This is a genomic window from Streptomyces sp. NPDC088252, assembly GCF_044740965.1.
Lineage (GTDB): Bacteria > Actinomycetota > Actinomycetes > Streptomycetales > Streptomycetaceae > Streptomyces.
In genome coordinates, this window is the sequence record NZ_JBIURS010000025.1 from 41,447 (window position 1) to 65,383 (window position 23,937).

A 23,937-nucleotide genomic window follows, 5' to 3' on the forward strand; every position below is an offset into this window, starting at 1 on the left:
CCCATCCTGTGGCGGCGCAACTTAGAGGTCGCGCAGATAGGCGCTGTGGGGGCCTCGTCGGCCCCGCACGGCTGCGCGTGGACACCATCCGCTTCGGATGGATCGACACCCCACTCCTGCACTCGCGGCCGGGCTGGACTCCGACGACGCGATCACCGCCGGCGGATCGACCACTCCTTTCGGCCGCTTCGGCACCGCCGAGGAAGCCGCCGCCTCGGCCCTTTACGACGAAGCGTCCGTCTGCTGGCATGCCGGGGTCGAGAAGGCGGCGAACGCAGCGTCCAGCAGTTTGCCGAGGTCCTCTTCGCCGTCGCTCGCACTCCATTGCCCGAGGACGATCCACAAGCATTCGAGCGCCGCCGCTACGCGAACGTTGGCGATGACCGATGACCCGTCGGTCGAGGAGGTTGTCTTCTGCAGTCGGGCGACGATCCCTGGTCGCCATTCAGCCTGCTTCTCGCGGAGGCGTGCGCACAGGGCTGGGGTCTGCTCGATGAGGCCGAGGATCGTCACGAGTTCCTGGACGTCGCGCACGAGGAACGTCACGGCTGACTCCAGGGCGTTGCGCAGCCTGCTCCAGTCGTCCTGGTTGGCCCGGTCAGCATCGAGCGCGTCAGTGATGACGTCACCGACAGGGTCGAAAACGAACAGGACCACGTCTTCCTTGGTGCCGAAGTAGCGCAGGAAGGTGCTCCGCGACACTCCGGCGGCTTCGGAGAGGTCGGCAAAGGTGACCTGGTTGAAGCCGGTGAGGCAGAACCGGTTGAACGCGACGCGGGCCAGCTCTGCTCGCACCGCGTGGCGGCTGATCTCACGGGTACCGACTGGCGCTGCGCTCATGGGCACGAGTGTACTCCGACACACTCGTTTGCTTCTTCGGATACAGGTTTCTAATCTGACACTCAGTGTCAGTCGCGACGCTGAGATTCGCGACGCTGTCCCCAGCCGGCGGCCCGATCACGGGCCGTCCCTTACCGCGAAATGGAGCCACCTCATGAGCTACGAAGACCTTCCCGCCCTGACGATCGACGTCTCGGACGGGGTCGCGACGGTGACCATCGATCACCCGCCGCTCAATCTGATGGACGCGGTCCTCCTGCCGTCACTCCGGGCATTCGTCGCGCGTGTGCGGGACGACGCCGACATCCGCGTCATTGTCTTCGAGAGCGCTGACCCGGAGTTCTTCATTGCGCACGGTGACATGGCCTACCTCACCGACCCTGACGCGCTGCCTGCAGCCACTCGCGCTGCGATCGCGGCCGCGCCGGGCTCGACCGTCCCGGAAGGCCTGAACATCCTCCAGGCGATGAGCGAGGAGGTGCGCTCGCTGCCGCAGGTCACCATCGGCAAGCTGGCGGGCTTCGCGCGCGGCGCGGGCAACGAGTTCTTCATGTACCTGGACATGCGATTCGCGGCGATCGGCAAGTCGGGGCAGGGGCAGCCGGAGTCCTTGATGGGGATCCTCCCCGGAGGCGGCGGCACGGTGAACATGACACGCCTGGCAGGAAGGGCCCGCGCGCTGGAGCTCATCCTCGGCGCCGAACTCGTGGGCGCGGAGCTCGCGGAACGGTACGGCCTGATCAACCGTGCCCTGCCCGCCGCAGAACTCGATTCCTTCGTCGACACCCTCGCCCGACGGATCGCCGGCCTCCGGCCGGAGGTGATCTCCATCACGAAGGCTGCGGTCGACGCGGTCGCGCAGCCGATTCCGCGTGCGGCGTACGCCGTTGAGAACGAGGGCCTGTTCGCGGCGTTCGGCGATGAGGTCACCGAGCTCGCCCACAAGCTGCTCGCCGCTGGTATCCAGACCCGCGAGGGCGAACGGGACCACGAGCGCATCGCCAACAGCATCTGAGTGCCCAAGCTCTCGCCATCCGTGTGCAGAGGCTCCGTGGGAAGAGTTCCTCAGCCATTGCCGGCACGCGCGTTGTCGAGTGGTCAGGTCGACCACCCTGGTTCGCCGGGCCTGTCGGGAACACGACCGGCTGAAGCGCCGGAAACGGCGGGCAGGGCAGTGGAGGGCGCAAGTAGCCGTAAGCTCGACAACGCTGTTCGGCCGCGCGGATAGGCGCGGTTGGGAAGGTAGGTAGCCGAGCGGGCACAGGTCCCGTTGATCATGGAGTTGCTAACGCTCTGTGATCACCGAGGAGACCTGTGCCTGCGCTTCCATCATGGCTGACCGAGCCGCTCTGGGACCAATTCGCGGTCCTGCTACCCGAGCGGCCGGAATACCACCCGGACCATCCACTTGGCTGCCACCGCCGACGCATCAGCGACCGGATCATCTTCGACAAGATGCTGCAACTGCTGCGCTTCGGCTGTTCTTACGAGGCGATCACCGACACAACCTGCTCGGCCACCACGATCCGCAGCCGCCGTGACGAATGGATACGACTGGGCGTCTTCGCCCGACTCAAGCAGATCGCGCTCGACGCCTACGACCGGATCGTCGGTCTCGTCCTCGACCAGATCGCCGTAGACGGCTCCATCACCAAAGCTCCAGGAGGCGGTGAGGTGGCCGGGCGTTCCCCGGTCGACCGCGGCAAACAGGGCCTGAAACGCTCGGGCATGACGGACGGATACGGCATTCCACTCGGTCGTGTTCTGGCCGGCGCCAACTGCCATGACTCCCCGCTGCTCGCCCCGACCCTGGACCGCCTGGACGACCTGGGTCCGTTGCCCGACGAGGTCACCGTCCACCTGGACGCCGGCTACGACTCGAACAAGACCCGCACGATGCTCGACGAACGCGGCCTGCACGGCCGCATCGCGCACAAAGGCCAGAAGGCGCCCATCCAGGCCAGTCAGCGCTGGCACGTCGAACGCACCCATGCATGGCAGCCTTCCACCGGCTCGCCCGCTGCTACGAGCGGCGCGCCCCCGTCGTCAACGCATTCTTCGACCTCACCGACACGATCATCACCGTGCGCAGCCTGATCCGGCGAGCATGGATGACTCACCGCTGGGACGAACGCCCGAACCGCCGACCATGACCGCACCCCTTTCCGCGCCACCTCTTACGCCGTCTTACCCAACGATCGGGGCTCGTGCCGAACGGAGCCGGCGCATCGTCCGTGACTGGCGTGGTGCGGACACGCTGAGTGAGCGGATCAGTTAGAGGTCCTAACAAAGGCGTTGGACGTGTCGGTGGGTGATGAGGCAGGTGGCGAGGCTGAGGAAGGCTTCGTGGATGTCGTCGCATCGTTCCCATCGGACGCGTAGGCGTCGGAAGCCGTGGAGCCAGGCGATCGTCCGCTCGACGACCCAGCGGTGAACACCGAGGCCCGAGCCGTGTGGGATGCCGCGGCGGGCGATGACCGGTTTGATGCCCTGGGCCCAGACGAGGCGGCGGTACTTGTCGTGGTCGTAGCCGCGGTCGGCGAGCAGTATGTCGGGGCGCCGTCGTCGCCGGCCGACGAGGCCCGCGACGGAGGGAACCTTGTCGAGCAGGGGCAGCAGCTGGGTGACGTCGTTGCGGATTCCGCCGGTCAGGGACATGGCGAGCGGCCGAAGATCTCCGAGGTGCTGCCGCTGCTGTATCTGCACGGCCTGTCGTCCGGGGACTTCGTTCCAGCACTGAAGCAGTCCCTCGACGGCGCGGCCGGGCTGTCGCCTGCGACGGTGACGCGGCTTACGAAGCAGTGGCCGCGCCCGGCCGCGGGCTGTTCGGGCGGGACCACCAGCAGGATCGGGTCCTTTCATCCGGGAAAGCAGAGGCAACGCGTCCTGGCGAGCGCGCCGCCCGGTTGCCCACGCGTTCCTAGGGAAACGGCCTGGCCGTCCGCGACTTGCTTGCGGTCGTCCTCGACGCACGCGCCCTCCCCTGCGACACTCCCGACTACGACCGGCGCACCCTCGACCGCGCCGCCCTGGCCCGCAACGTCGCCACGGCCGCGCTTGCCGAGGACCCGCGGGACACCGCCTGGACGTCGACTACCTGCGCGGCAAGCTGCGCGCCGAGGAGGCCGAAGCGGAAGTCCGTCCGCCGGTCGGTCGACCGCGCATTCCCCGCGGTGGCCGCGTTCCTCGACCGTGAGCGCGCCGCGCGGGACGGTGAGGTCGGTGAGCATCCCTCCGAAGCCAGGCAAGAACCTGTCCGTCAACGTCGACGCGGATCGGTATGACGCCACCACGCCGACCCAGTACAGGCGCAGTGACTTCCGGATGGAGAGCGGCCCCCGGCTCGAAAGTCGGGGGCCGCTCCGTGTCCCGTCGTACCCGCCCCGTCGGCGCACGAGCGTGCGGTCTCACACGCACTCGGCATCTGTCCTGTCCAAGTGAGGACCGGTGGCGACTTCCGCTGGCAACAATCCCGGTGATGGTCCGGGTGCCCCGGCCTGCGGGTGCACGATCCGGGCGGACCTTCGGGATGCGCCATAGCGCAGTACCCGCCGGCCGTCCGCAGCCGGTCTCGATTGCGCTGGTCGATGGTGGTGGTTCCAGGCTCCAACCCGTCCGGAAGGACTGAGGTCCCTTGTGTACACACGGGATACACGGGATCCGGAGCCCGGGCCCGGTTGCCAAGACGGGCCCTCTGATTCGGAGGCCTCCATGACTTTTCAGATCACCCCCGATCCTCATCATGGGCTGCATCGTGGGGATTGCTGTCTTCAAGTACGCCGTGCGTACCCACGGGGGCCTCCCGGCCCGCGGCGACCTGGTGGGCGCAATCTCTGCCGCAGTGGGCGTGATCGCGGCCTTGGGGCTGCTGCTGGGGCTGGATAGCAGTCGCCGGGGCAGTGCACCCGTGCCGGAAGCGCCCTCCATCAGCGGCCCTGCCGTCGAATGCCCGACACTCTCGCCGGACGCCGACCCGTGCCCATCAACTGCGCCGTCCCCCGCGCGCCCTACCTGTTGATCAATGGGCCTGGCGCACAGCTTCCTACTTCAAGCAGACCCGGTGGTGCAGATCGGTTGAGCTGGGCCATGAGCTCGCGGTTGGCGGCGAGGTCGTCGTCACGGTTTTGGAGCGGCGGGGTGCCTCCCGAAGTCGGGTTCTGGCTCGCTTTCCGTGATGTGCGCACGCTGAGTGACGGCTGACGCTCCGATCGGGCTCCGGGAAGTTGCCTGAAAATACGCCTGCAGTACGGCGGACGGGGCGGCATGCCCGGACTGTGGGAGCGAGTCGACCCGGGTGCACAGCTCTTACCTGCGGTTTCCAGCGGACGTGCCGAGTGGGGGACGTCTGGTCGTCCTGCAACTGCGAGTACGGCGGTTCTTCTGTCCGGAGCCTTCGTGTGCTCGGCGGGCGTTCGCTGAGCAAATGCCGGGACTGACGCGGAGGCACAGCAGGTGGACGGAGCGGTTGCGGTCGACTCTCGCCGCGGTGGGTCTCGCCCTTGCCGGCCGGGCCGGCGCTCGGATGGCACGGGCCTTCGGGGTGTCCGTCAGCCGCAGCGCGGTGTTTGCGGCTGCTCGATGCATTGCCCGAACCCGAAGTCCCGGCCCCGCGGGTGGTTGGTGTTGATGAGTACGCCACACACAAAGGACGGGTCTACGGCACTGTGCTTGTCGACGTCGAGACCCGGCGGCCGGTGGATCTGCTGCCTGACCGAGAGGCGTCCAGCCTGGCCGCATGGCTGGCGAAGCGACCCGGGATCGAGATCGTCTGCCGGGACCGCGCGCCGTTCTTCGCGGAAGGCGCCACAGCCGGGGCACCACAGGCGACGCAGGTCGCCGACCGCTGGCATTTGTGGCACAACCTCGTGGAGGCCGCTGAGCGGGCTGTGGCCCGCCACCGCCAGTGCCTTCGCGTCCCGGTCCCCGATCGCGAGGCGAAGGCCGATGAACAGGCGCCGCCCGAGGAGAAGTCGGACTCTCCATGGCGGAGCGAGCGGTTCGCCAACCGCGTCCGAGCCAGGCACGCCACGGTCCACGCGCTGCTGGAATCCGGCCACAGCCGCCGTTCCATCGGGCGCCAGCTGAACATGACCCACCGCACCGTCAAGAGCCTCGCCGACGCTGCGAAGCCGGAAGACCGCTTTCGCGGCCAGTGGCAGCACAACCGGACCTCAGTCCTCGATGAGTACAAGCCCTACCTGGACGAACGTTGGGACGAGGGCTGCACCAACGCCTGGAAGCTCTGGGAGGAGATCGTTCCTTTGGGCTATCAAGGCAGCTACGGCCGGGTCAGCGCCTACCTGCGAGAGAAGCGCACCTCGCCACGGCCGGTCACCGCGCAACCGCCGGCACCCCGCGTGGTGACGAGATGGATCCTCAGCCGACCCGAGACGCTTACCGAGATCGAACAGATCCGGCTCAAGGCCGTCCTTGCCAACTGCCCCGAACTCGACGCCCTGACCGGTCACGTCCGATCCTTCGCCCACATGCTCACCGAGCGGCAGGGGGAACGACTCCCGCAGTGGCTCGACGCCGCCCGCCAGGACGACCTTCCCAGCCTCCATACTCTCGCGGCCGGCATCGACCGAGACCGCGACGCCGTCATCGCCGGCCTGACCCTGCCCTGGAACTCCGGCGTCGTCGAAGGACACGTCAACAGGATCAAGATGCTCAAGCGGCAGATGTTCGGCCGAGCCTGTTTCTGCTACGCAAGCGCGTATTGCTGGCCACCTGATCAACCATCCGGCTCTCGGTGATAGGACTTGCCTCCGCGGAAAGATGATGAGGGGTGCGACAGCATGGACGCAGTAGTAGCGATCAGCCTGATCCGCATGGCCGCTGCAGACTTGGCCATGGAACCCTGGCAGCGCCCCTCGGACGCCTACCTGGTCCAGTTGGGCCTGGACGCCCTGATGTCCGACATCGAGGCTCCGTCGCTGCCCTTGCTGGCCGGCCTCGCGCGTGGTGAGCATCCCCAGGCCCGCGAGCTGTTCGACCTTGTGCTGGAAGAGTTGGGTCTGCTGCCGCTGGCCTCGGACGATCTCGCCAAGGCGCGATGGACCGCAGCCCAGTGGTGGGCCGGCCAGATCGTGGCGTGCCAACTCGATCCCGTGCGCGGTGCGAAGCTGATCTATGAAGAAGCTGCAGCCGAACTCGGCTACCCCGACGTGCTGCAACCCATCGTTGATCTGGCGAGAGAGCTCGACCTGCCGAACGATCAACCTCCGGACCAGCAGCACATTCGCACCCGGGTCACCTCCGCGGCGCGAGACTTTCTCGCCACAGAAGCACACCGGAACCACAGCCTTTGAGCTACGTCGCATGACCCACCGTGACCGGTTCACGGAAAGCGCGCCAGAACCCAGTCTCATCGAAGGTGGACAGCAGGCGCGCGACCAGCTCGAAAGTGGAGCCGGAGTCGGAACTCACCGTCGATGGTGCGCCGCCTCCGACACCGGAGAGGCGCCTGCCGGTGAGACGACCGTAGCCTCGCGCTGACGCCGAGGCCCTGGCCAAGTAATCGATAGATCGGGCGTGACCAGCGCTACCGCGCATCGATACACCTTCGGTCAGACGGGTCGGCTGCGCACCCTATGCCGAGAGGATCAACTGCGGACCGGGCATCACTCCTGGGCGGAGGCGGTCAACTCCATCATCGCCTGGGCGTAGGTTGCGCCGTCAATCTCCTCGTCGTGGTACTGGCGCATCAGCTCGTCGATCTTGGCCTGTAGCTCTGTCCGGTCCATCGTTATCTCCCAACATGTCAGTGCCGCAAGGTAGGAACAGTAGCGCGACACGTACCGCACGGACGGCGCTTTCCTCAGATCGAGGGCACCTTGCCCTTCCACTTTCGAGCTGGTCGCGCGCCTGCTGTCCACCTTCGATGAGACGGACCAGCATCTGTCCATCTTCAGTGAGACACGACCCAACTCCGGTGAGACAGGTCACCCGGACTTCTTGGAGGCCCGGGGTCCGTTGCTGTCCCGTCTTTGATGACCTGGCCCCTGTCTCAGACAATCTGGTCCGATTCGCCTGCGGTCTCAAGCGATCTGGCCGGGACGGAGGGGTGTTCGCGCGAGCGTGCCCGGAACTATCCGCCCTCGTTTGGCCTCAGGGGGCCGCGCCTCTCTGGACTCACCCACCCGCGCTCGGGCCGTTCCCGGGCCTGCTCTTGTTCTGAGGCAGCGAGCCCCGACGGTTCATGTCCCCGCTACGCGCACTGAGCCCCGCGCTTCACTTGCCGGAGATCTTGGCGCGGGCATCGGCCAGCAGTTGGAAGGCGTGCTTGCGGTCCTGCTTCAGCGTGCCGTCGACTCCGTCGACGGTGACTGTGATCAGCTTCCCGCCCTCGCCCGCATAGGCGTCCACCCTGCCGCCGACCAGGAACTCCTCGGGAGGGTCGGCCCGGTAGGTGCCGCACGCCCCCTTGGTCCCCTTGAAGGCCTTGGTGACTCCGTCGGCCGACGTGGCGTGACACTTCCCGCCGACGTACTCGGCCACCTGGGCGGGATCCTTCCAGTCAAGGATCTCCAGCGAGAGCTTCGCGACGGTGTGGAGCGGCCCGCTCCCACTGCGGCCCGCCTCCCTGACCGAGATATTGACCAGGCACGACCCCTTACCGTCCTGGAAATGCCCGTTGACGTCGGCGAACTTGTTGTCGCCGAGCGCCGCAGCGACCGTTTCCGGCTTCAGGTAGTGGCCGCAGCCCGTGTTCACCCCCTTGGTCAGCGCTGGGGTCACCGAGGGGCCGGTCTCGCTCCTGCCGCCTCCTCCGCACCCGGTCATAAGCAGCAACACCACAACCAACCCAGCCCCAGCAGACCCGCCGCGACGCATCTCCGCCCCCATCACCCTGGCGCATCACCGCTACCCGTTCATGGCGGCAAGACCTTAACAGGCACGCCAGAGGACGTGGTTGAGCCCGCAACTCAGTGGAGGCGTAGAGCAGGATGACCGCCTCAATGGAGCTGGAACCACGTCGAGACAGCCGAGCCGGACCAGAACGCATGAGACGGTGCCATCAACCAGTCCCAGCGAACCAGACCAACTGAGACTCCGACTCCCGTCGCGTCTCAGCTGATCAGGCCGTCGCAGGTCAGGGCAGCCTCCAAGGACCAGATCGTTCGAGACAGGACAGTTGCTGTTCCGAGAGTGCAACGCACTCCCCGAGCCCCAGCTCAGATCGGGTGTTTCCGCAGATCAGGGGTGCAACACGGCTCTGTTGCACCCCTGCTGTTGCAAGGGGGTGTTGCGGTCGCCGTGGGCCGGATGGATGAACGCCGACTCTCTGGGCGTACCCGGGTGATCGGGCTGTCCGTTTGAGCGGACCATTCGGCCCGTGCACGGGGTCACTTCTGCGAGGCAACATCATGGGACGTCATAAGCAGCACAAGCCGCGCCGCTCGCGCGGTGGGAGCGAGCAGCCGGTCACGGGTGAGTCGGCCACGGAGTGGTTCGGCACCGCGTTCCACTCCACCGCTGGCATGCAGCACCTGGACGTGAGGCAGTCCGGCAACGGCATCCTGATCACCAGCGCCCCGGCCGAGGTCGACGGCGTGCTGGCCGGGTGGCCGCTGCGGATCCGCAACGACGACGACGGCCAGGGGCTGACCGAGCTGGGGGTCCTCGCCGCCGTCGGCTCCGTCGACCTGGTCCTCGTTGTGCTGGCCGAGAAACCGGGCGAAGCCGCGGTCCGCGCGGGCCAGCAGGGCCGGGGAGGGGACGCCGTAGGCGGGCGACTGGAGGCCGCGGCCCTCCCGGGCCGGGGCGGTGGAGTCGGTGTGTGCGCGCATGAGGCCCTGCCTCTCCGGCTGGTGGTCCGTCGGTGCCGTCGACGCTACGCACCTGCGGTCCGCACGCTCAACGAAGTTGCGGAGAATTGCGGGACTTCACTCCAGAGCGTCGATCGCGGCCTGGATGAGCGTGCGGGCGGGCTCGCCGTACACGGCCATCTCCGCGAGGCCGGCGAACGCCTTGGCATAGTCGGCGAGCTCTCGCGGCTGCTTCACCTTGATCTCAGCCGTCAGGGTCTCCACTACGGCCTGGACGTCGTCGTGGAGGTAGAACGCCTCCAGCGGCCACACGGTGCGCTGCGCGGTGAACGGGATGATCCCGAGCGAGACGGAGGCGAGCGGCATCACGGCCAGGAGGTGGCGCAGCTGCCCGCGCATGGCGTCAGGATCGGCGGTGCGGAAGCGCAGGACGGATTCCTCCATGAGCACGACGTAGCGGTGGCCGCCCTCGTAGAGGAACCGGGAGCGGGCGATGCGGGCGGCGACCGCTTCGGCGACGTCGTTGGGGGTGCCCTGGAAGGCGGTGATCTGCTCCATGAGGGCGGTGGCGAAGCCGGGTGTCTGGAAGAAGCCCGGCGGGACGTTGGAGACGTAGACCCGGCAGACGCGGGTGCGCTCGTGCAGGGTGTTCCAGTCCTGCTGGACCTTGCGCATGCCGCCCTGGTGCAGGCGGCGCCACTCCAGATACATGGAGTCGACGACACGTGCGGTGGCGATGAGGTCGTCGGCCTGGTCGTCGGCGCCGCACGCCGAACACCAGGTGCGGATGTCGGTGTCCGAGGGCGCGGCGTCGCCCTTCTGGATGCGGGTGGTCTTCGCCGGATGCCAACCGCACCGGGCGGAGAGTTCCTTCCCGGTGAGGCCGGCGTCCTTGCGCAGGTGCTGCAACCGCACGGCGAGCGCTTCGCGGGCTGCTTGTGCGCTGGACGATGGGGAGACGGGGATGAGCAGCTCAGGGTGCCTGGACGGTGTACTTCTTGTGCGGGATGCCGCGCTCCCACACCGCCTCGAACGCGGCGTGGCACAGCGCGGCCGCGGCCGGGTCGGTGGTGCGCTCCTTCCCGTCCGGTGCCCAGTCGCCGGTGCCGGTGAAGTGGTGGAATTGCACGATCTCGCCGTCCAGGAGCCAGAAGTCGTTGCCGGGCAGCGGGATGTCGGAGGCGTGGCGGCGGGGCAGCCAGCGCACGTCCTCTCCGGCCTGGAGGTTGAGCGGGGTGATGGCATGCTCGTAGCGGATGTAGTCGGTGACCGGCTCGGAGACGATCCGCGCGCGGCGCATCACCACGCCGCGGGCGACCGCGTCCTTGACGAGCGGCATCCACTGGGGCCAGAACGAACGGGCCGGATCGAGGTTCGGGACGCCGGTGCGCAGGAAGGTCTCGAAGTCCTCGGCTTCGTCGCCGACCGTGTAGATGTCGCGCATCTCCAGGTGGACCGCCGTGTGATGGGTGTCGGCGAGCAGCTCAGCGAACGTCGCGGTGTTCAGCTGCTGCGCGTTCAGCGGCATCGCACGCCTCCCTCAGAATCGACACCATGCGGAACGGAATCCGGATCACCCGCTCGTGCGGGGGAATCCCGGCCCTGTGACCGGCCACCCACTCGGTGGAGCCGACCACGGCCTTCAGGAGCTCATCGGCTTCCTCGCCCTGGATGACCAGGTCCGCGCTCTCCTCTTCCACTCACACCGTGGGCGATCCCTCGCCTCCGGTGTTCGGGTCGATCCCGACGAACCGTAACGTCATGGCACTCTCCCCTGCGACGTGGTTGCGCATAGGTGCGCGCACCGACCGTCCCGCAGCGCAGAGAGCCGGTCAAGAGGACCGCGAAGCTGGAGGGCTGGCCCACGGGCGCGGTGCGGGCCAGCCTCCCAGGTCAGTTCCTGCCGGCGGGACGTGCGGCCAGTGCTGTGCACAGGCGCGCGGCGATGGGCTGGAAGCGCTGGGCGAAGCTGGGGTCCTTCATCTGGTCGGGCTCGGGCAGCTGCTTGTGCGGAAGGGGCCGCCGCCCGGCGAGCGACCAGCCCAAGGGGCGCAGCCCGGCGCGGTTCATGTCCCGGTCGACGCCCTCCAGGTAGTCCGCATCGACGGGCAGCTCCCAGTTCGATTGCCAGATCACCCCGTCCAGGGCGATGGGGAGGTGAGGGGATCCGAAGAGGAAACCCAGACAGCGTTCCCGCAGAACCGCCGCGCTCTGCTCGGGGCTCAGCGGGACACCCTTCTCTTCACCTCCGGGGCCAGGGAGCACGGTCCTGCAGTCGGTGTCCGGGAAGACGTCGATCTCCCCGAGAACGACATGCGCCGTCGCGATCTCGCGGTCGGGGTAGGACCAGTACCTCGGCAGGAGGACGATCACGTCGTAGGTGTCGATGGCATCGGCCACCGCCGCCGCGAGCGGGCTGCGGTCGGTGTGCGGGAAGCCGCGGTTGTTCTCCTGCGCCGGGTGGCGGGTCTCCCACATGCAGGTGTGGCGGGTCAGGAGGCCAGGGCCGTCCGGGGAGGACCACAGCATGCTGGTCGTCGGCTCCGGCGGGGCGGCCGGCTCGGTCTCCTTCTTGCGGCGGCTCCGGCTGCGACCCACGCCACTCATGGTCCAACGCCAGTAGTCCTCGGCTTCCTCGAGGAGCAGGACCCGCTGTCCGCTGTATGCCCAGGCCGCCGCGATCCCGCCGACCAGGTGGTAGAGGTTCCCCGAGCGCTCCGCCAGGAACCGCAGGACGTGCGGTGGGCGCGGCGCGTCGTCGGTCGTCGCGCGGCGCAGGGCTTCGGTGTACTTGCCCCCGCTCCGGCTCGCCCGGCGGGCGGTCTGCGCGGCGGTGGACTGGTTCTTCGGCATGACGTACTCCTCTGCCGGACCGGGCCACGCCACCGGGACCGGCTCGTACGACTGCCGTAGATCACGACGGAACGCAGAACGGTTGGGAGCGGGCCCCGCAGGACCTTGACCTCCGCGTCCGGCGGCGTGGCTCCGGAAGCGGGCGGTGATCGGCAGTACGCCACTAGCCGGGCAGGATGCTAACCGGCATGGCAGCACCGGCCGAAGCCACGAGCCGCCGGTTCCCTCGAACGGGCGAGGTCTCCGGCGGCCAGCCGGTACTTGTACCCCTTCGTCAGGTCCGCCGGCGGAACCATCCGCGGCCCCGGCCCGGCTCGGGGCCGTCCTGCGGCTCCGGAAGCGCGGCGGCCTCGAGGCGGGCGGCTTCGGCAGCGGCTTCCTCGCGGGCGACGTCGTCGGCGCGGCAAGGGCCGCACACGGACTTGTCCCCGGCCCGTACGGCGGTCCGGTGCACGGTGATCTCCTGCCAGCGTTCGTCCGTGAACTTCCGCCCGCAGCGCTTGCACACCGGGCGTTCCGCCTCCCGCTGTGCGGCGCGGCGTTGCTCCGTCGGCATCGCCCCACCGCACCGAGGCGCGCGTCACGGCCGCCGGCGGACCTGACACCGGGCCGCGGATTCCGCCGCCGTCCGACCTCGCCGCGATCGTGTTCCACCCGGAGACCGGCCTCACCCGCAGCGACAAGACGTTCAGTCGCGCGCAGCTGCTCGCGGCGGTCGGCAACTCGCTGGAGCATGGCCTGGACGACGCCCCCGGACGCCTCGACGAGATTGCCGACGATGTCCTGGACGTGGCCGGGTACGCGGTCCGCGTGCCGGACTACGGGTCCACCGTCATGACGTCGACCGCCCGCTACACCACCCAGGACATCCTGGACGCGGAGGAGTACGTCCGGGGCCAGGCGCTCGCCCGGTACGGCGAAGGCTCGGTGGCGCTGACCGGGGATCAGGCGGCGTCCGCTGTCGACGTGTTCCAGGTCGCGGTCGGCTTCGAGCTGTCCGACGAGCAGCGTGCGGCGGTGACCCAGCTGCTGACCGGTGGGCACGGCATCGACACCGTCGTCGGCGTCGCCGGGGCTGGCAAGTCGACGTTGATGGAGGCGTGCTCGGCGACCCGATCCAGCTCCAGGACATCGCGGCGGGCGGGTGGTTCCGTGAGGTCCACCGGCTGGTCGGCGGGCTCACCCTGCACGAGTACCGCCGCCAGGAGCACGCCGCCGAACGCCACGCGCTGGAGGTCTGGCGGACCGGCGACCACGACCAGGCGCTGCGCCTGCTCGCCGACCGGGGCCGCGTCCACGCGGTCGAGACCGCCGACGAGGCCCGCTCACAGATCCTCACCGCGTGGGACGAGCTGCGCCGCGACCGGTGGCCCGACACCCACGACCTCGTCGACCAACTGGTGGTCCTCGCCGCCCGCAACGCCGACGTCGACGCGCTCAACACGGGGGCCCAGCAGATCCGCCGCGCCGCCGGCGAACTCGGCACCGCGCACACCTACGCCCTGCCCGGCGGCGACCGGCTCACCCTCGCCATCGGCGACGCCGTCAGGGTGCGCGCCAACGACTACCGCAGTCGCCGCGGACAGGGCCCGGACCTGCTCAACGGCTACCGGGCTGTCGTCAGCGAGATCGCCGAGGACGGGCGGATCAAGATCACATGGCGCACCCGCGGTGCGGACGACGCGTTCGTGTCCGCGTGGCTGACGCCGGACCAGGTCGCCTCCGGAGCCCTGTCGCTGGGATATGCCATGACGATCGCCGCCTCCCAGGGCATGACCTGCGACACCAGCCTGCTGTACGGGCACGACGCCAACGCCTTCGCCGCGTACCCGGGCCTGACCCGGGGCAAGCGCGCCAATCACCTGTGGCTGCCGCTCGCCGTCATCGAGAACGAGACCACCCAGGCCCGCCTCGGTGCGGCCCGCACCGAGAAGGAGCGCCTGGAGCGCGTCGTCGACGCCTTCGCCCGCTTCCTGGGGCAGTCGCAGCCGGACGCGATGGTCTCCGACCTGCTTCACGAACCGCCGGCCCCCGTGCCCGTGCCGTCGCAGAACCGCACCGTCGACCGACGGGCCGCCCTCGCACGGTCGGTGTCCACGACGGCGCGGCGAGCGGCCCCCGAGCAGAGGCGTGAGTACCGGCTGACCGACGAGCAGGAGCAGCAGCTCGCGGACATGAAGGAGGAGCGGGAGCTGGCCCGGGTCAGCCCGTGGACCAGGCGCCCGTACGGCGACCGGAGCGACCAGGAGCTGACACGACTGATCGCAGTCAGCCCCATCAACGCGCGACGGGAGGAAAGGGCGGCGGCCGAGGCCGCAGAGACCGAACGACTCCTGCTGGAGCAGATCTCCGCCGACAAGGCGCGCGGGGAGACCCGGGGCCGGCGTGAGGTCGCCCCCATCTACCCCCTGCTCGATCGCGCCGACGAGCAGTTGGCCGTCGCGCGTGCCGAACAGGCCCGCGAAACCGCGGCAGCCGTCCACGCGGCGACGGCGGACGAGCACCTGAGCCAGCTCGCGGCCGCCGACAGCAAGGGCCGGATCGCGCTCCGCCTGGCAGGCACCTCCCGCAAGGAACACCGGCAACTCAAGCAGGAAGCCACCCAACAGCGGGGCGCCGGGTGGAGGGATGCGGCCGACGCCCGGGTCGCGGCCTCCCGTGCTGTCGAGGAGGCATGGACAATCCTGCGGACAAGCCCGCACGCCGCCGTGCTGGGCGCCACCGAGCGACAGGCGCCGGACATCGACACCCTCGCGGCCCGGCTCACCGAGATGCGCGAGACCCGCGTCCCCGACCGGGTGCGGCAAATCGACACCAGCGACCAGAAGAAGATCTCGCGCGCCCACGGCCAGGCGGCCCAGGCCCGGAAGAACGCAGCCATGCACCGGGCCATCGCCACCGACGCACGCACCGAGAAAGCACTGCGCGCCCGGATCGCCGAGCACCACCCGTCGCTGCACCAGTCGGAAGCGCAGGCGCGGGTAGAGATCCGGCAAGCACAAGAAGCCCCCGCCGCCCGGATCTCACCCCAGGCATCCAGCTACCGGCCGCCGCTGCCCCGGGGCCGCTCCGGCCCGTCACAGCGCCGCTGAGCAGCCCCGGACATCACTCTGGCCACCCAAAGAGGTGAGCCGGCCTGCTCCACCGCTGCAGGCTCCCGGAACGGGCGGTCGGCGGCGTGCACGCCGCACCAAAGGAACTTCCGGCCGGACTCCAGCACGAAGGAAGCCCCAGACCGTTCGGTCCGGGGCTCTTCTTTGCCCGGGTAGGTCACTCCACCAGGGCTATCGGCGGGAGCGCATGCCCGCCTGGGCTCCCCCGATTACGGTCACCGACCCTCCGATGGTGGCGACGGCGGTTGCGGCCTCGGTGTTGCGCGTCAGGGCCAGGATCACCGCCGCGACGATCGAGACCAGCGCGGTGGCGGTAATCGCCCAGGCAAGCCAAGCGGTGGAATGAGAGTGCTCTGGGGTACGGTCAAGGGACGTCAAGGGTTCCGCTCTCCTCACACGAGACAGGCAGCCCGACGACAGACGAGAGGGAGATCTCGGCGAGGCCAGCCGTCCAAAGCAACCTCGTGGTGGGATCTCCGTGAATTGCATCAGGTGCGACGACTCACCCCTCGCTGGTAGGGGCGCCTGAACAGGCAGGCATCGGCTTGTCGCAGCCCGGAGCCACCGCAGATCTGCCCTGCCCACAGGTCGGCTGCCCGCGTGACCTGCGGCAACCCTGCTCGTTCTCATCTAATGAACGATTCATTCGCCCTTCTCGCAGTGTGTAGGGGGTTGGCGTGGGCGGTTCCACATGGAACGTGCCGGGGGCGGCACCGTCGCTGTTCATCGTGGGCGGTGCTCCGCTCCTGCACCCGGAGACCCAGGTCTTCGAGGGCATGCTGGCGGGGTGGCGTGATCAGCAGCTGGCCCGGAATCTGAGCAAGGACACGATCGCGGACCGGCTCCTCGCGGTACGGCGGTTCCAGCGCTTCACCAGCGAGTGGCCGTGGACGTGGCGCCCTACGGATGTTGAGGAGTACACCGCCCACCTGCGGAGCGACGGGCGGGAACGGTCCCACTCCACGATCCGCGGCTATCACGGTCACGTCCGCATGTTCCTGGAGTACGTCGCCGACCCTCGCTACGAGTGGACAGCGGTCAGCGAGCGTCTCTTCGGCAGCCATCCAGCCCAGGTGTTCTTCGAGTGGAACACCGCCGTGCACGCCGCCGAGTACGAAGGCCGGCCCGGCCGCCGTGCTCTGACCAAGGCCGAACTTCAGCGCTTCTTCGACTACGCCGACGACCAGGTGGCAGCCGCCCGAACCTCGGGCCGCAAGGGCTGGCTCCCGGCCATGCGAGACGCGACCGCGATGAAGGCCACCTACGCCTGGGGGCTGCGTCGTCGTGAGGTGATCAAGCTCGATCTTGCGGACTTTGGACACAATCCGCACGCTCCTGAGTTCGGCGACCTTGGCGTGGTCTACGTCCGTTGGGGCAAGGCGTCCAAGGGCTCCGCTCCCAAGCGCCGCAGCGTGCTGACCGTCTTTCCCTGGTCGGTGAAGGTGATGGAGCAATGGCTTGGTAGCTACCGCGCCGTGTTCGACACCGCCGCGAAGAGCGACGCCCTCTGGCCGAGTGAACGGTCACCGCGCCTGGACATGGGGGCTCTTGGAGACCGGTTCGCCGCCTACCGGGATGCATTGGGGCTGCCGCAGGAGCTGACGCTGCACTGCTTGCGCCACTCCTACGTGACGCACCTGATCGAAGCCGGCTACGACCCGCTGTTCGTCCAGCAGCAGGTCGGGCATTCCTACGCGTCCACCACCGCGCTCTACACCTCCGTGTCGTCGGACTTTCGCACCCGCACGCTGCGCAAAGTCCTGGACGGCACGATCGGTCGAGCGATCAGCACCGCGACCGGGGAAGGACCGCGATGATCAGGCGACTCGGCTACCACTGGCACCTGCGACGGATCATGGCCGCGCACAACATCTGGAAGACCACCGAACTCATCCCCCTCCTGCGCGAGCGCGGCATCAACCTGTCCACCGCACAGGTCTACCGCCTGGTCACCGACCGGCCCGAGCGCCTCTCTCTGCCGGTCCTGGCGGCGCTCTGCGACATCCTCGCCTGCTCGCCCGCCGACCTCATCGAACCGTACGTCGAAGCAGACCGGCGCAAGCGAACGGCTGGTGAGGCGGCCGTCATCGAGATCAATGCCGACTTTCGTCCCGAGCGCGCTCGCATCATCGAGGACTGACCATGCCCGCACCCCGGAAGTACACCTCCGATCCGAGCAGGTACCCATCCTGTGTGCGTTGCGGCTCCTGCTACCCCGCCAGTCGCCACTGGCCCGAGGGCATCGTCTGCTTCTACTGCGTGCGCGCGGCCCGCAACCGCCAGGGAACCTGCGCTGCCTGCGGTCACGAGGGCATTCTCCCGGGGCTCGACGCCGAAGCGCGACCGCTCTGCGTCCGCTGCTGCGACGTGCCGCTCGACGTGCGATGCAAGCGATGCGGCGAGGAGAACCTGGCCAGCGATTCCAATATCTATTGGCGGTGCCTGCTCACGGACAGGATCAACAAGCTCCTGGCGGGTCCGGACGGGGAGATACCCGAGAGGCTGCGGCCGCTCGCGGAGGCGATCACAGGGATGCCCCGTCCGAACAGCGGATGGGCCTGGATCCACATGAACCGGCGCGTGCCAGAACTCTTACGCGGTCTGGCAGTTGGGGAGATCGAGCTCAGCCACGACGCACTCGACTCACTGCCGCGATCCAGAACGATCGAATACCTGCGGGGTCTGCTCGTCGCTCACCACTGCCTTCCTTGGCGCGACGAGCACCTGATCGCTTACGGCCGTTGGCTCACCTCGAAGCTCGACACGATCCCCGATGCTGATCACCGGCGCCTCATCGAGCGCTACACGCGGTGGCACGTGATGCGGCGTCTACGACGAGACGACTCCGACCAACAACCCGTAACTGCCAACGCCTTCCTGCGTGCCAAGCAGCACACGACCGTCGCCATCCAGTTCCTTCAATGGCTCGGCGACCGCGGAAGGAGCTTGGACGAGTGCAGTCAGCATGACGTCGATGCCTGGTTCGGTAACGGCACCAGCACGCGCGGGCACGCGAACAACTTTCTCTACTGGGCCCTCAAGCAGCGGCTGGTCAGCAAGCTCGCTGTTCCCTGGGCGCCTCACGGCAACGGCCCTCTCGCGAGCGAGAAGGACCATGTCGAAGCGCTCCGCGCCCTGCTTCTCCATGAGACCCTGCCGGCAGCCCACCGGGCCATCGGCATCATGCTCGTCCTCTTCGGACAACCCCTCGCCAGGGTTGTGACGATGCGCATGGACGACTTCCGTGAAGACCCGAACGGGCTGGAGGTGAAGCTCGGCAGAGACTGGATCGACGTTCCGGAGGCGGCAGCCGCCGTGATCCGGGTTCATCTCGCTTCTCGCCCTGGCCTGAGCACGGCCGCGAACCCGGACTGCCCGTTGGTGTTTCCCGGACGTATGCCCGGGCGGACGATGCACGTCTACAGCGTTGCGACGATTCTCCGTGCATCCGGGATCCCGGCCATGGCCACGCGCTCCAGAGCCTGGATCCAGATGGTCCGTGAAGCCCCGCCGGCCGTCCTGGCAGACGCCCTGGGCGTGACCCCTCAGACGGCGATGCGCTACGCCGAACGCGCTGGAACGGACTACCTGGGCTACGCGGCCCTGCGAAGTCCCCGGGGACCCGAAGGCGCTTGAGGGAAGCGCCTCCAGGTCAGGAGGTGGCCCAGGCTTCGGCACGCCAGGCCGGCAGCTCTTTGTCCAGCCACTCCTCGACGGTCCTACGCCAAGGATCCGAAGGATCGCTGTCAGCGACGTCGGCCCAGGCGTCTTCCGCCGTGTCGGGGTCGATGAACAGGTTGTCGAGGTAGGCGTCGAAGTTGTCGGCGACCTTCGTGAAGACATGGTTGCCCAGATACCCCGGCCAAGCGATGGCGTGGACGAACGCATGGAGCTGGCCATGAGTGGCCGGGTTCAGGTCCAGGAAGAGGGTGTCGCTGCCGCCGTTGCGGGCGATGGGCAGCAGGCCAGTCAGGGGCACGTTCTCGGCGAGCCACCCGTCGCGACTGCGCCGGTACTCGCCCAGAAGAGTGCCCCAGCCGTACTCACCGGCGTCGTCACGGCCCAACTGATAGAGGCCGTCGAAGCCCTGCACTGGTTCGGGTTCACAAGCCGGGAGGCGGACCGAATAGTCCAGCTTCTCCCCGCCGGCGGCTTCCAGGAACGAGCGGTACGCGGGTGGCAGGGGCAGCCCGATCTCCCGTTCCAGCGCGGCGCACTCGCCTGGGTCGAACGGCCTGAACGGACCGCCCACCAGGCGACCCCGATACCAACGTGAAAGCTCCTCGGACACGGGCGGATTGTCGCACCCCGCTGCGACAGGCCCGAGGCTATTCACCCCCAACCAATAGCCGTCCTTACCAACAATGCGGGTCACTTGGATCAAATTCCGCAGAGAAACGTTCAACCGGTCCGACGGACGGAACGACTCCGGCAGACTCGTCCTGGTCTCCACACCGCCCGCGAATCGACTGCTCCGCCGTCCTGGCCGAGCCGTGGGTGGAGCGCATGAGCGCCTGCGGCCCGGGGCGGGGAGACCACACCATCAGCGAAGCCGATTTCACGAAGGAGTACCGGAGCGGTCGGGCCCTTGCGCTCCGGGCTGCCTGTGAACCTTCTCCGCTCCGCCCTGCCCGAATTCTTTGGGAGCCTCGGGGCCGCACTCGTCGTGGCCGGCGGCGCCTGGGTCGCCCGCCGGATCCGCGCACGCCGCCAGCCCTCCCTCCCTCGACGTGCAGCAGCCCTTGAGCGAGGGCGACGAACCGCAGGGGCAACGGGCCGCATAACCGCGGCCGCTGGGGGGGGCGGAAACGACTGTTTCCGCCCCCTGGCTTGATCGGAATAGCCTGAGCTCCCGCCCCTCTCCACGAGCAGTGGGGTTCGTCGTCGTGTGCCTGCCAGAGCGTTTCCGCGTCATCCCTGCTTAAGCAGGACGTACAGATCCCAGGAGTCCGGTTCGCCCAGATATGCGTAGAGCTTGGGGTGCTCTGCCGTGCCCAGCACGTACCTTGTTTCTCGGCCTCCGGGACCTGGTGGGTCTCGGCGCGGACGCGTTCGTAGAACTCGTTCTTCAGGTCGACGTGTCGTTTGAGCAGGGCCATGCGGTGGACGTCGGCCTCGGCAGCGAGAGCGACGACGGTGAGGCTGCCGTTGGAAGTGGTGGCCTGTCCGGTCAGGAGTCGGTCCATGGCCTCGCGGATACGGACACGCTCGTCCTGGTGCTGCTGGTTCATGTGAGACCTCGGCAGGACGCGCGGTGCTGTCGTGGGTATCGGCGGTCGCGGCACATCGACGTCGCCGGACTGAGTGGAGGCAGTGACCCGCTCGGTCTGGCCGGGGGCACGGACATTGCCGGACTGGGCGGAGGCGGATACAGCGGTGAAGGCACCGTCGGCGACGACGTCGGCGGACTGGGTGCGGGCGGTGATCGAGCCGCCCTCGGGCACCACGGCAGTGATCTCGATAGGGGAAGAGCCCTGGATCACGTTGACGGTGCCGCCGCCGTTGAACTGGAACCGGCCCCCGGAGAAGGTCCTGTCTCCGCCGGACACCGCGACCATCGAGCCGTAGTTGTTCCCGACCGTCTGGACGACGGTGCCGTAGTTGTTCCCGGCGATGAAGGTGCCGCCCCCGCTGTTGACGACTGTGGTGCTGCTGCCCTTGCCTCGGACGTGGGCAATGAGCGCGCCGCGGGAGTCCCAGCGGAGGTCGGCGTCGCGGCAGTCCAACTTCGATGTCAGAGGACACGGAGCGTGATCACCCGGCTGGGCCGCCGGGCAGGGGTGTCACGCTGTCACGCCGGATCGGGCCTGGAACGGGGGTTCGCGGCCCTCCCGGCACTCGAAAGGCGTTCAATACGGACATTCGGCGGGTGCTGTTGCGTGGTGGCCCGGCGGGCGCGACAGTCGGCGCGGCAGGGAGCGTGACACCCCTGATGTGACGCACGGTGAGCGTGACACCCCTGCCACGCTCCTCCGGGGGAGATGTCATGCCGCCTCAAAAACATCCCCGTATGTCCGCTTCCCGGGATCTTGACCGTTTGCCAGGCGAGTTTGACCGCCCGTTTCGGTGCCTGTTTCTGGGGTTCTGCGCTGGCGTGGGTGTCCGAGGGCTGCGGTGAATGGCTGACGCGGGAGGCGCGGCCCGATGCCGTGTGCTGCTCGGCGTGCTGTCGTGCCAGGCAGTGGCGCCGGGACCGGCGTCTGCGCCGGCGGGTGACCGCCGGAGTTGACCGGTGCCGAGTGAGCTGTCTGCCCGGAGCGCGGGAAGTCGCCTGGACCACAGCCACCACCTGCGGTGGGGAGTGCGGCCTCAGCTCGTCTGACCTCTGGAATCACTGCGGTAGGCCAGCCTCGGCCGCCCGCCGGAAGACGTCCCCACACGTGGGTAACCGTATCGGCGCGCGTTCGGCGAGGATGAGCAGTGCATGACGCAGTTCCGTGCTCAGCTGGGTGAGTCGATGGCCGTACTGGCCTCTGTAGATGTGCAGGCGGAAGACGTTGACGGCGTGTCCGTCACGGTCGTCGGCGAAGGTTTTCGGGAGCCCGGCGAGCAGTTCGTAGTCGCGCTTGCCGGTCGCCGCGTCGGCCACGGTCTTGAGGGACAGATCATCTAATTCTGCGGCGGATAATGAAGTGTCGACTGCGACAGCATGGGTCGCCAGGGCCGCGAAGATCTCGATCAGTCGCTCGCCTGCCGTCATGTCGATGCCCCAGGCCTGCAGGTTCTCGTGGCGACGAGCCTGCCGCCATGGCTCCTGGTCTACCAACGGCAGCAGGACACTGCCCAGATGAGCGCAACGACGCCACAGCATGTCGTGGTCGGGGGGCACGGTCGATCCTTTCGACGGCGAGTGGAAGGCCTGGGGCCGACGACGAATTCGACGACCACCAGGCTCTCCAATTTCTCACTACGTGCAGGGCACGTACAGAACGTCGCTGTATACGGTGCCGCTGGCGTGGGAGCCGCTCGAGCTCACGAGGGTCCCGTACGTAGTGGTACGGAAGGCACGGCTCGGGTCATCTGGGTGGTTCACGCAGGTTGCCGCCGCGGTCGACGACCGCAGCGGTGGCGCGCACAGGGACTGACGCGCGGTCCCTGTCGTGTACCACTGGCTCGAAGTGTTGCTGTAGTACTCGAGGTCCACCTCGCTGGTACAGGTCACAGGTCCACCTGAGCACGTCCTGATGCCTCCGGTGCCCGTCATCCGGGAGCCGCTGTGGTTGGGCTTCGACGCGTAGAAATCGCAGCTCGTCGCTGCCTCAGGGGATTTCTCCTGCGTGGTCACAGTGAGCTCGTCCTGGACAACGGCGTCGGACTCCGGGTCGTATGGCCTGCCGGTGGTGGCGAGCAGCTGCGTGATGCGTTCCCACTCCGCGACTTCGGCGGGGCCGCGTTCGTCGTCGGCCAGGTCCTCGCGGTCGATGTGCCGGTGCAGCCGGGCGTCCTCGAGCGCGGCCGCGGCCTGGCGCGCCGGCGGACCGAGCTGCGGCCGGCCTTCGCCTGGTCGACCGGCTGGCGGGGCGCGGCCGCGCCGGGCGCGGGAACGCGGGGACGGCCGCGGGATCGGGGCGCGGGGGTGCTCACACGAGCCTCACAATCGTCACGGGAAAGGGACTGGATATCGGGTCGTTGCGCATCGGGCGCGGCGGTCACAGACAGGTCTATCGCAGTCGTGAATTCCGCGCGGCTAAAACTCAATGTTGAGCCATTGAACGTCCCTGAATTCCACCTCCAGGCCCGCGCGACCGCCACCGCCTTGACGGAAATAGGCGTCCGCGATGGCCTCCGCGACCGCCTCGTGCAGGTCGGTGTCCGTCGCACCCTCCTCCTGTGCCGCCAGGATGAGGGCCGCGTGGGAGGGCGATGAGGTCCCGTACCCGGGCGTCGTCCGAGGACCCGTTCGCGGTGAAGCCGAGGGAGGCCCGGAACTTGATGACGAGCCCGCCCGAGGTGGTCGCACGCTGCCTCGCCTGCGCCCTGACCTGCGGTTGCCACTCCGACTCGGCCTCCTGGACCAGTGCCTCCTGGAGGCGCTTGTTCGGCTTGGTGGAGGCACCCGAGAGGTAGCGCTGCACCGTCTTGCGGGAGACGCCCAGGCGATCCGCCAGGCTCTTGGTGGAGCCTTTCTCCCGCTTGCGAAGGAATTTCATCTGGGCTCGCGCGGATTTCGGTGCGGGCCGGGTGAACAGGGCGCGCTCCGCGCGGGCGAGGCCCTCCATGATCTTGGAGCGCGTCCAAGCCGCCTGCTGTGCCTTCTCCTCGTCAGCCATGTGATCAGCACAGCGGTACCGGCCTGTGGACAGAGACTGACGGCTGGACGGTGTTCCGCCGCCCGTCGAAGGGTGTGACGAAGCATCACA

21 protein-coding genes and 7 pseudogenes are annotated in these 23,937 nt (G+C 68.4%); 13 read left to right on the forward strand and 15 right to left on the reverse strand.

The annotated features are described in order from the left end of the window. Nucleotides 1-222 precede the first annotated feature (222 nt). Nucleotides 223-840 carry a TetR/AcrR family transcriptional regulator gene (locus tag ACIOHC_RS35140; RefSeq protein WP_351084005.1) on the reverse strand — a complete coding sequence of 206 codons (618 nt, stop codon included), beginning with the start codon at nucleotides 838-840 and terminating at the stop codon, nucleotides 223-225. Nucleotides 841-994: 154 nt separating this feature from the next. Between ACIOHC_RS35140 and ACIOHC_RS35145 the strand changes: the two genes are divergently transcribed. Continuing rightward, nucleotides 995-1,855, forward strand: coding sequence for an enoyl-CoA hydratase/isomerase family protein (locus ACIOHC_RS35145; RefSeq protein ID WP_351084057.1), 861 nt, complete (start codon nucleotides 995-997; stop codon nucleotides 1,853-1,855). A 299-nt stretch (nucleotides 1,856-2,154) separates the two neighbouring features. Then, a pseudogene (locus ACIOHC_RS35150) lies at nucleotides 2,155-2,993 on the forward strand (IS5 family transposase). A gap of 130 nt (nucleotides 2,994-3,123) precedes the next feature. Here ACIOHC_RS35150 and ACIOHC_RS35155 read toward each other — a convergent pair. After that, a pseudogene (locus tag ACIOHC_RS35155) lies at nucleotides 3,124-3,507 on the reverse strand (transposase); the annotation flags it as partial. Here ACIOHC_RS35155 and ACIOHC_RS35160 point away from each other — a divergent pair. From ACIOHC_RS35160 to ACIOHC_RS35180, 5 genes and pseudogenes are all read left to right on the forward strand, one after another. Next, a pseudogene (locus ACIOHC_RS35160) lies at nucleotides 3,508-3,645 on the forward strand (IS256 family transposase); the annotation flags it as partial. It lies immediately after the preceding pseudogene. A gap of 143 nt (nucleotides 3,646-3,788) precedes the next feature. Then, nucleotides 3,789-4,124 (forward strand): hypothetical protein, encoded by a 336-nt coding sequence (locus ACIOHC_RS35165; protein ID WP_351084003.1) that lies wholly within the window; start codon nucleotides 3,789-3,791, stop codon nucleotides 4,122-4,124. Nucleotides 4,125-5,110: 986 nt separating this feature from the next. Then, nucleotides 5,111-5,467: pseudogene (locus ACIOHC_RS35170) on the forward strand (transposase family protein); the annotation flags it as partial. Then, nucleotides 5,406-6,596, forward strand: coding sequence for an ISL3 family transposase (locus tag ACIOHC_RS35175; RefSeq protein ID WP_401845495.1), 1,191 nt, complete (start codon nucleotides 5,406-5,408; stop codon nucleotides 6,594-6,596). The pseudogene ACIOHC_RS35170 and the gene ACIOHC_RS35175, both read left to right, overlap by 62 nt. Nucleotides 6,597-6,638: 42 nt before the next feature. Next, nucleotides 6,639-7,151, forward strand: a complete 513-nt coding sequence (locus ACIOHC_RS35180; protein ID WP_401845496.1) for a hypothetical protein — start codon at nucleotides 6,639-6,641, stop codon at nucleotides 7,149-7,151. Nucleotides 7,152-7,463: 312 nt separating this feature from the next. Here the strand turns inward: ACIOHC_RS35180 and ACIOHC_RS35185 are convergent, their stop codons facing one another. From ACIOHC_RS35185 to ACIOHC_RS35220, 8 genes and pseudogenes are all read right to left on the reverse strand, one after another. Next, on the reverse strand, nucleotides 7,464-7,586 hold the full coding sequence (locus tag ACIOHC_RS35185; protein ID WP_329219709.1) for a hypothetical protein: 123 nt from the start codon (nucleotides 7,584-7,586) through the stop codon (nucleotides 7,464-7,466). A gap of 487 nt (nucleotides 7,587-8,073) precedes the next feature. Next, nucleotides 8,074-8,580, reverse strand: a complete 507-nt coding sequence (locus ACIOHC_RS35190; RefSeq protein WP_401845498.1) for a hypothetical protein — start codon at nucleotides 8,578-8,580, stop codon at nucleotides 8,074-8,076. A gap of 608 nt (nucleotides 8,581-9,188) precedes the next feature. Next, nucleotides 9,189-9,632, reverse strand: a complete 444-nt coding sequence (locus ACIOHC_RS35195) for a hypothetical protein (protein WP_365692502.1) — start codon at nucleotides 9,630-9,632, stop codon at nucleotides 9,189-9,191. Nucleotides 9,633-9,728: 96 nt separating this feature from the next. After that, nucleotides 9,729-10,577 carry a helix-turn-helix domain-containing protein gene (locus tag ACIOHC_RS35200; protein ID WP_401845586.1) on the reverse strand — a complete coding sequence of 283 codons (849 nt, stop codon included), beginning with the start codon at nucleotides 10,575-10,577 and terminating at the stop codon, nucleotides 9,729-9,731. Between the two features lie 7 nt (nucleotides 10,578-10,584). Then, entirely contained in the window at nucleotides 10,585-11,139 is a 555-nt protein-coding gene (locus ACIOHC_RS35205; RefSeq protein ID WP_401845501.1) for a DUF6879 family protein, read from the reverse strand. After that, nucleotides 11,096-11,374 (reverse strand): annotated as a pseudogene (locus tag ACIOHC_RS35210) (hypothetical protein). Before ACIOHC_RS35210 ends, ACIOHC_RS35205 begins: the two are co-directional and overlap by 44 nt. Nucleotides 11,375-11,504: 130 nt before the next feature. Further along, nucleotides 11,505-12,464 carry a hypothetical protein gene (locus ACIOHC_RS35215; protein ID WP_351086967.1) on the reverse strand — a complete coding sequence of 320 codons (960 nt, stop codon included), beginning with the start codon at nucleotides 12,462-12,464 and terminating at the stop codon, nucleotides 11,505-11,507. 274 nt (nucleotides 12,465-12,738) lie between these two features. Further along, complete coding sequence (locus tag ACIOHC_RS35220) at nucleotides 12,739-13,020, reverse strand: hypothetical protein (RefSeq protein WP_401845503.1); 282 nt, start codon at nucleotides 13,018-13,020, stop codon at nucleotides 12,739-12,741. A gap of 278 nt (nucleotides 13,021-13,298) precedes the next feature. Here ACIOHC_RS35220 and ACIOHC_RS35225 point away from each other — a divergent pair. Next, nucleotides 13,299-13,516 (forward strand): annotated as a pseudogene (locus tag ACIOHC_RS35225) (hypothetical protein); the annotation flags it as partial. A gap of 48 nt (nucleotides 13,517-13,564) precedes the next feature. Then, nucleotides 13,565-15,556: an AAA family ATPase gene (locus tag ACIOHC_RS35230; protein WP_401845505.1), complete on the forward strand. Its 1,992-nt coding sequence runs from the start codon at nucleotides 13,565-13,567 to the stop codon at nucleotides 15,554-15,556. A 192-nt stretch (nucleotides 15,557-15,748) separates the two neighbouring features. Here the strand turns inward: ACIOHC_RS35230 and ACIOHC_RS35235 are convergent, their stop codons facing one another. Then, nucleotides 15,749-15,955: a hypothetical protein gene (locus ACIOHC_RS35235; RefSeq protein WP_351086970.1), complete on the reverse strand. Its 207-nt coding sequence runs from the start codon at nucleotides 15,953-15,955 to the stop codon at nucleotides 15,749-15,751. Nucleotides 15,956-16,254: 299 nt separating this feature from the next. Between ACIOHC_RS35235 and ACIOHC_RS35240 the strand changes: the two genes are divergently transcribed. The 3 genes from ACIOHC_RS35240 (at nucleotide 16,255) to ACIOHC_RS35250 (ending at nucleotide 19,213) form a co-directional block, all read left to right on the forward strand. Further along, nucleotides 16,255-17,394, forward strand: coding sequence for a tyrosine-type recombinase/integrase (locus tag ACIOHC_RS35240; RefSeq protein WP_401845506.1), 1,140 nt, complete (start codon nucleotides 16,255-16,257; stop codon nucleotides 17,392-17,394). Next, nucleotides 17,391-17,717 carry a helix-turn-helix transcriptional regulator gene (locus tag ACIOHC_RS35245; protein ID WP_282696336.1) on the forward strand — a complete coding sequence of 109 codons (327 nt, stop codon included), beginning with the start codon at nucleotides 17,391-17,393 and terminating at the stop codon, nucleotides 17,715-17,717. The genes ACIOHC_RS35240 and ACIOHC_RS35245 overlap by 4 nt, the downstream gene beginning before the upstream one ends. A 227-nt stretch (nucleotides 17,718-17,944) precedes the next feature. Beyond that, a complete protein-coding gene (locus ACIOHC_RS35250; RefSeq protein WP_401845508.1) occupies nucleotides 17,945-19,213 on the forward strand; it encodes a hypothetical protein in 1,269 nt (422 codons plus the stop codon). 16 nt (nucleotides 19,214-19,229) lie between these two features. On the opposite strand, the gene ACIOHC_RS35255 is transcribed toward ACIOHC_RS35250, so the two are convergent. Continuing rightward, a complete protein-coding gene (locus ACIOHC_RS35255) occupies nucleotides 19,230-19,952 on the reverse strand; it encodes an SMI1/KNR4 family protein (RefSeq protein ID WP_401845510.1) in 723 nt (240 codons plus the stop codon). A gap of 631 nt (nucleotides 19,953-20,583) precedes the next feature. Beyond that, nucleotides 20,584-20,808, reverse strand: a pseudogene (locus ACIOHC_RS35260) (hypothetical protein); the annotation flags it as partial. A gap of 145 nt (nucleotides 20,809-20,953) precedes the next feature. Here ACIOHC_RS35260 and ACIOHC_RS35265 point away from each other — a divergent pair. Further along, complete coding sequence (locus ACIOHC_RS35265) at nucleotides 20,954-21,145, forward strand: hypothetical protein (RefSeq protein WP_351086777.1); 192 nt, start codon at nucleotides 20,954-20,956, stop codon at nucleotides 21,143-21,145. A gap of 763 nt (nucleotides 21,146-21,908) precedes the next feature. Here ACIOHC_RS35265 and ACIOHC_RS35270 read toward each other — a convergent pair. After that, nucleotides 21,909-22,406, reverse strand: coding sequence for a hypothetical protein (locus ACIOHC_RS35270; protein WP_351086770.1), 498 nt, complete (start codon nucleotides 22,404-22,406; stop codon nucleotides 21,909-21,911). 865 nt (nucleotides 22,407-23,271) lie between these two features. Beyond that, on the reverse strand, nucleotides 23,272-23,847 hold the full coding sequence (gene tpg / locus ACIOHC_RS35275) for a telomere-protecting terminal protein Tpg (RefSeq protein WP_401845513.1): 576 nt from the start codon (nucleotides 23,845-23,847) through the stop codon (nucleotides 23,272-23,274). Nucleotides 23,848-23,937: the final 90 nt, after the last annotated feature.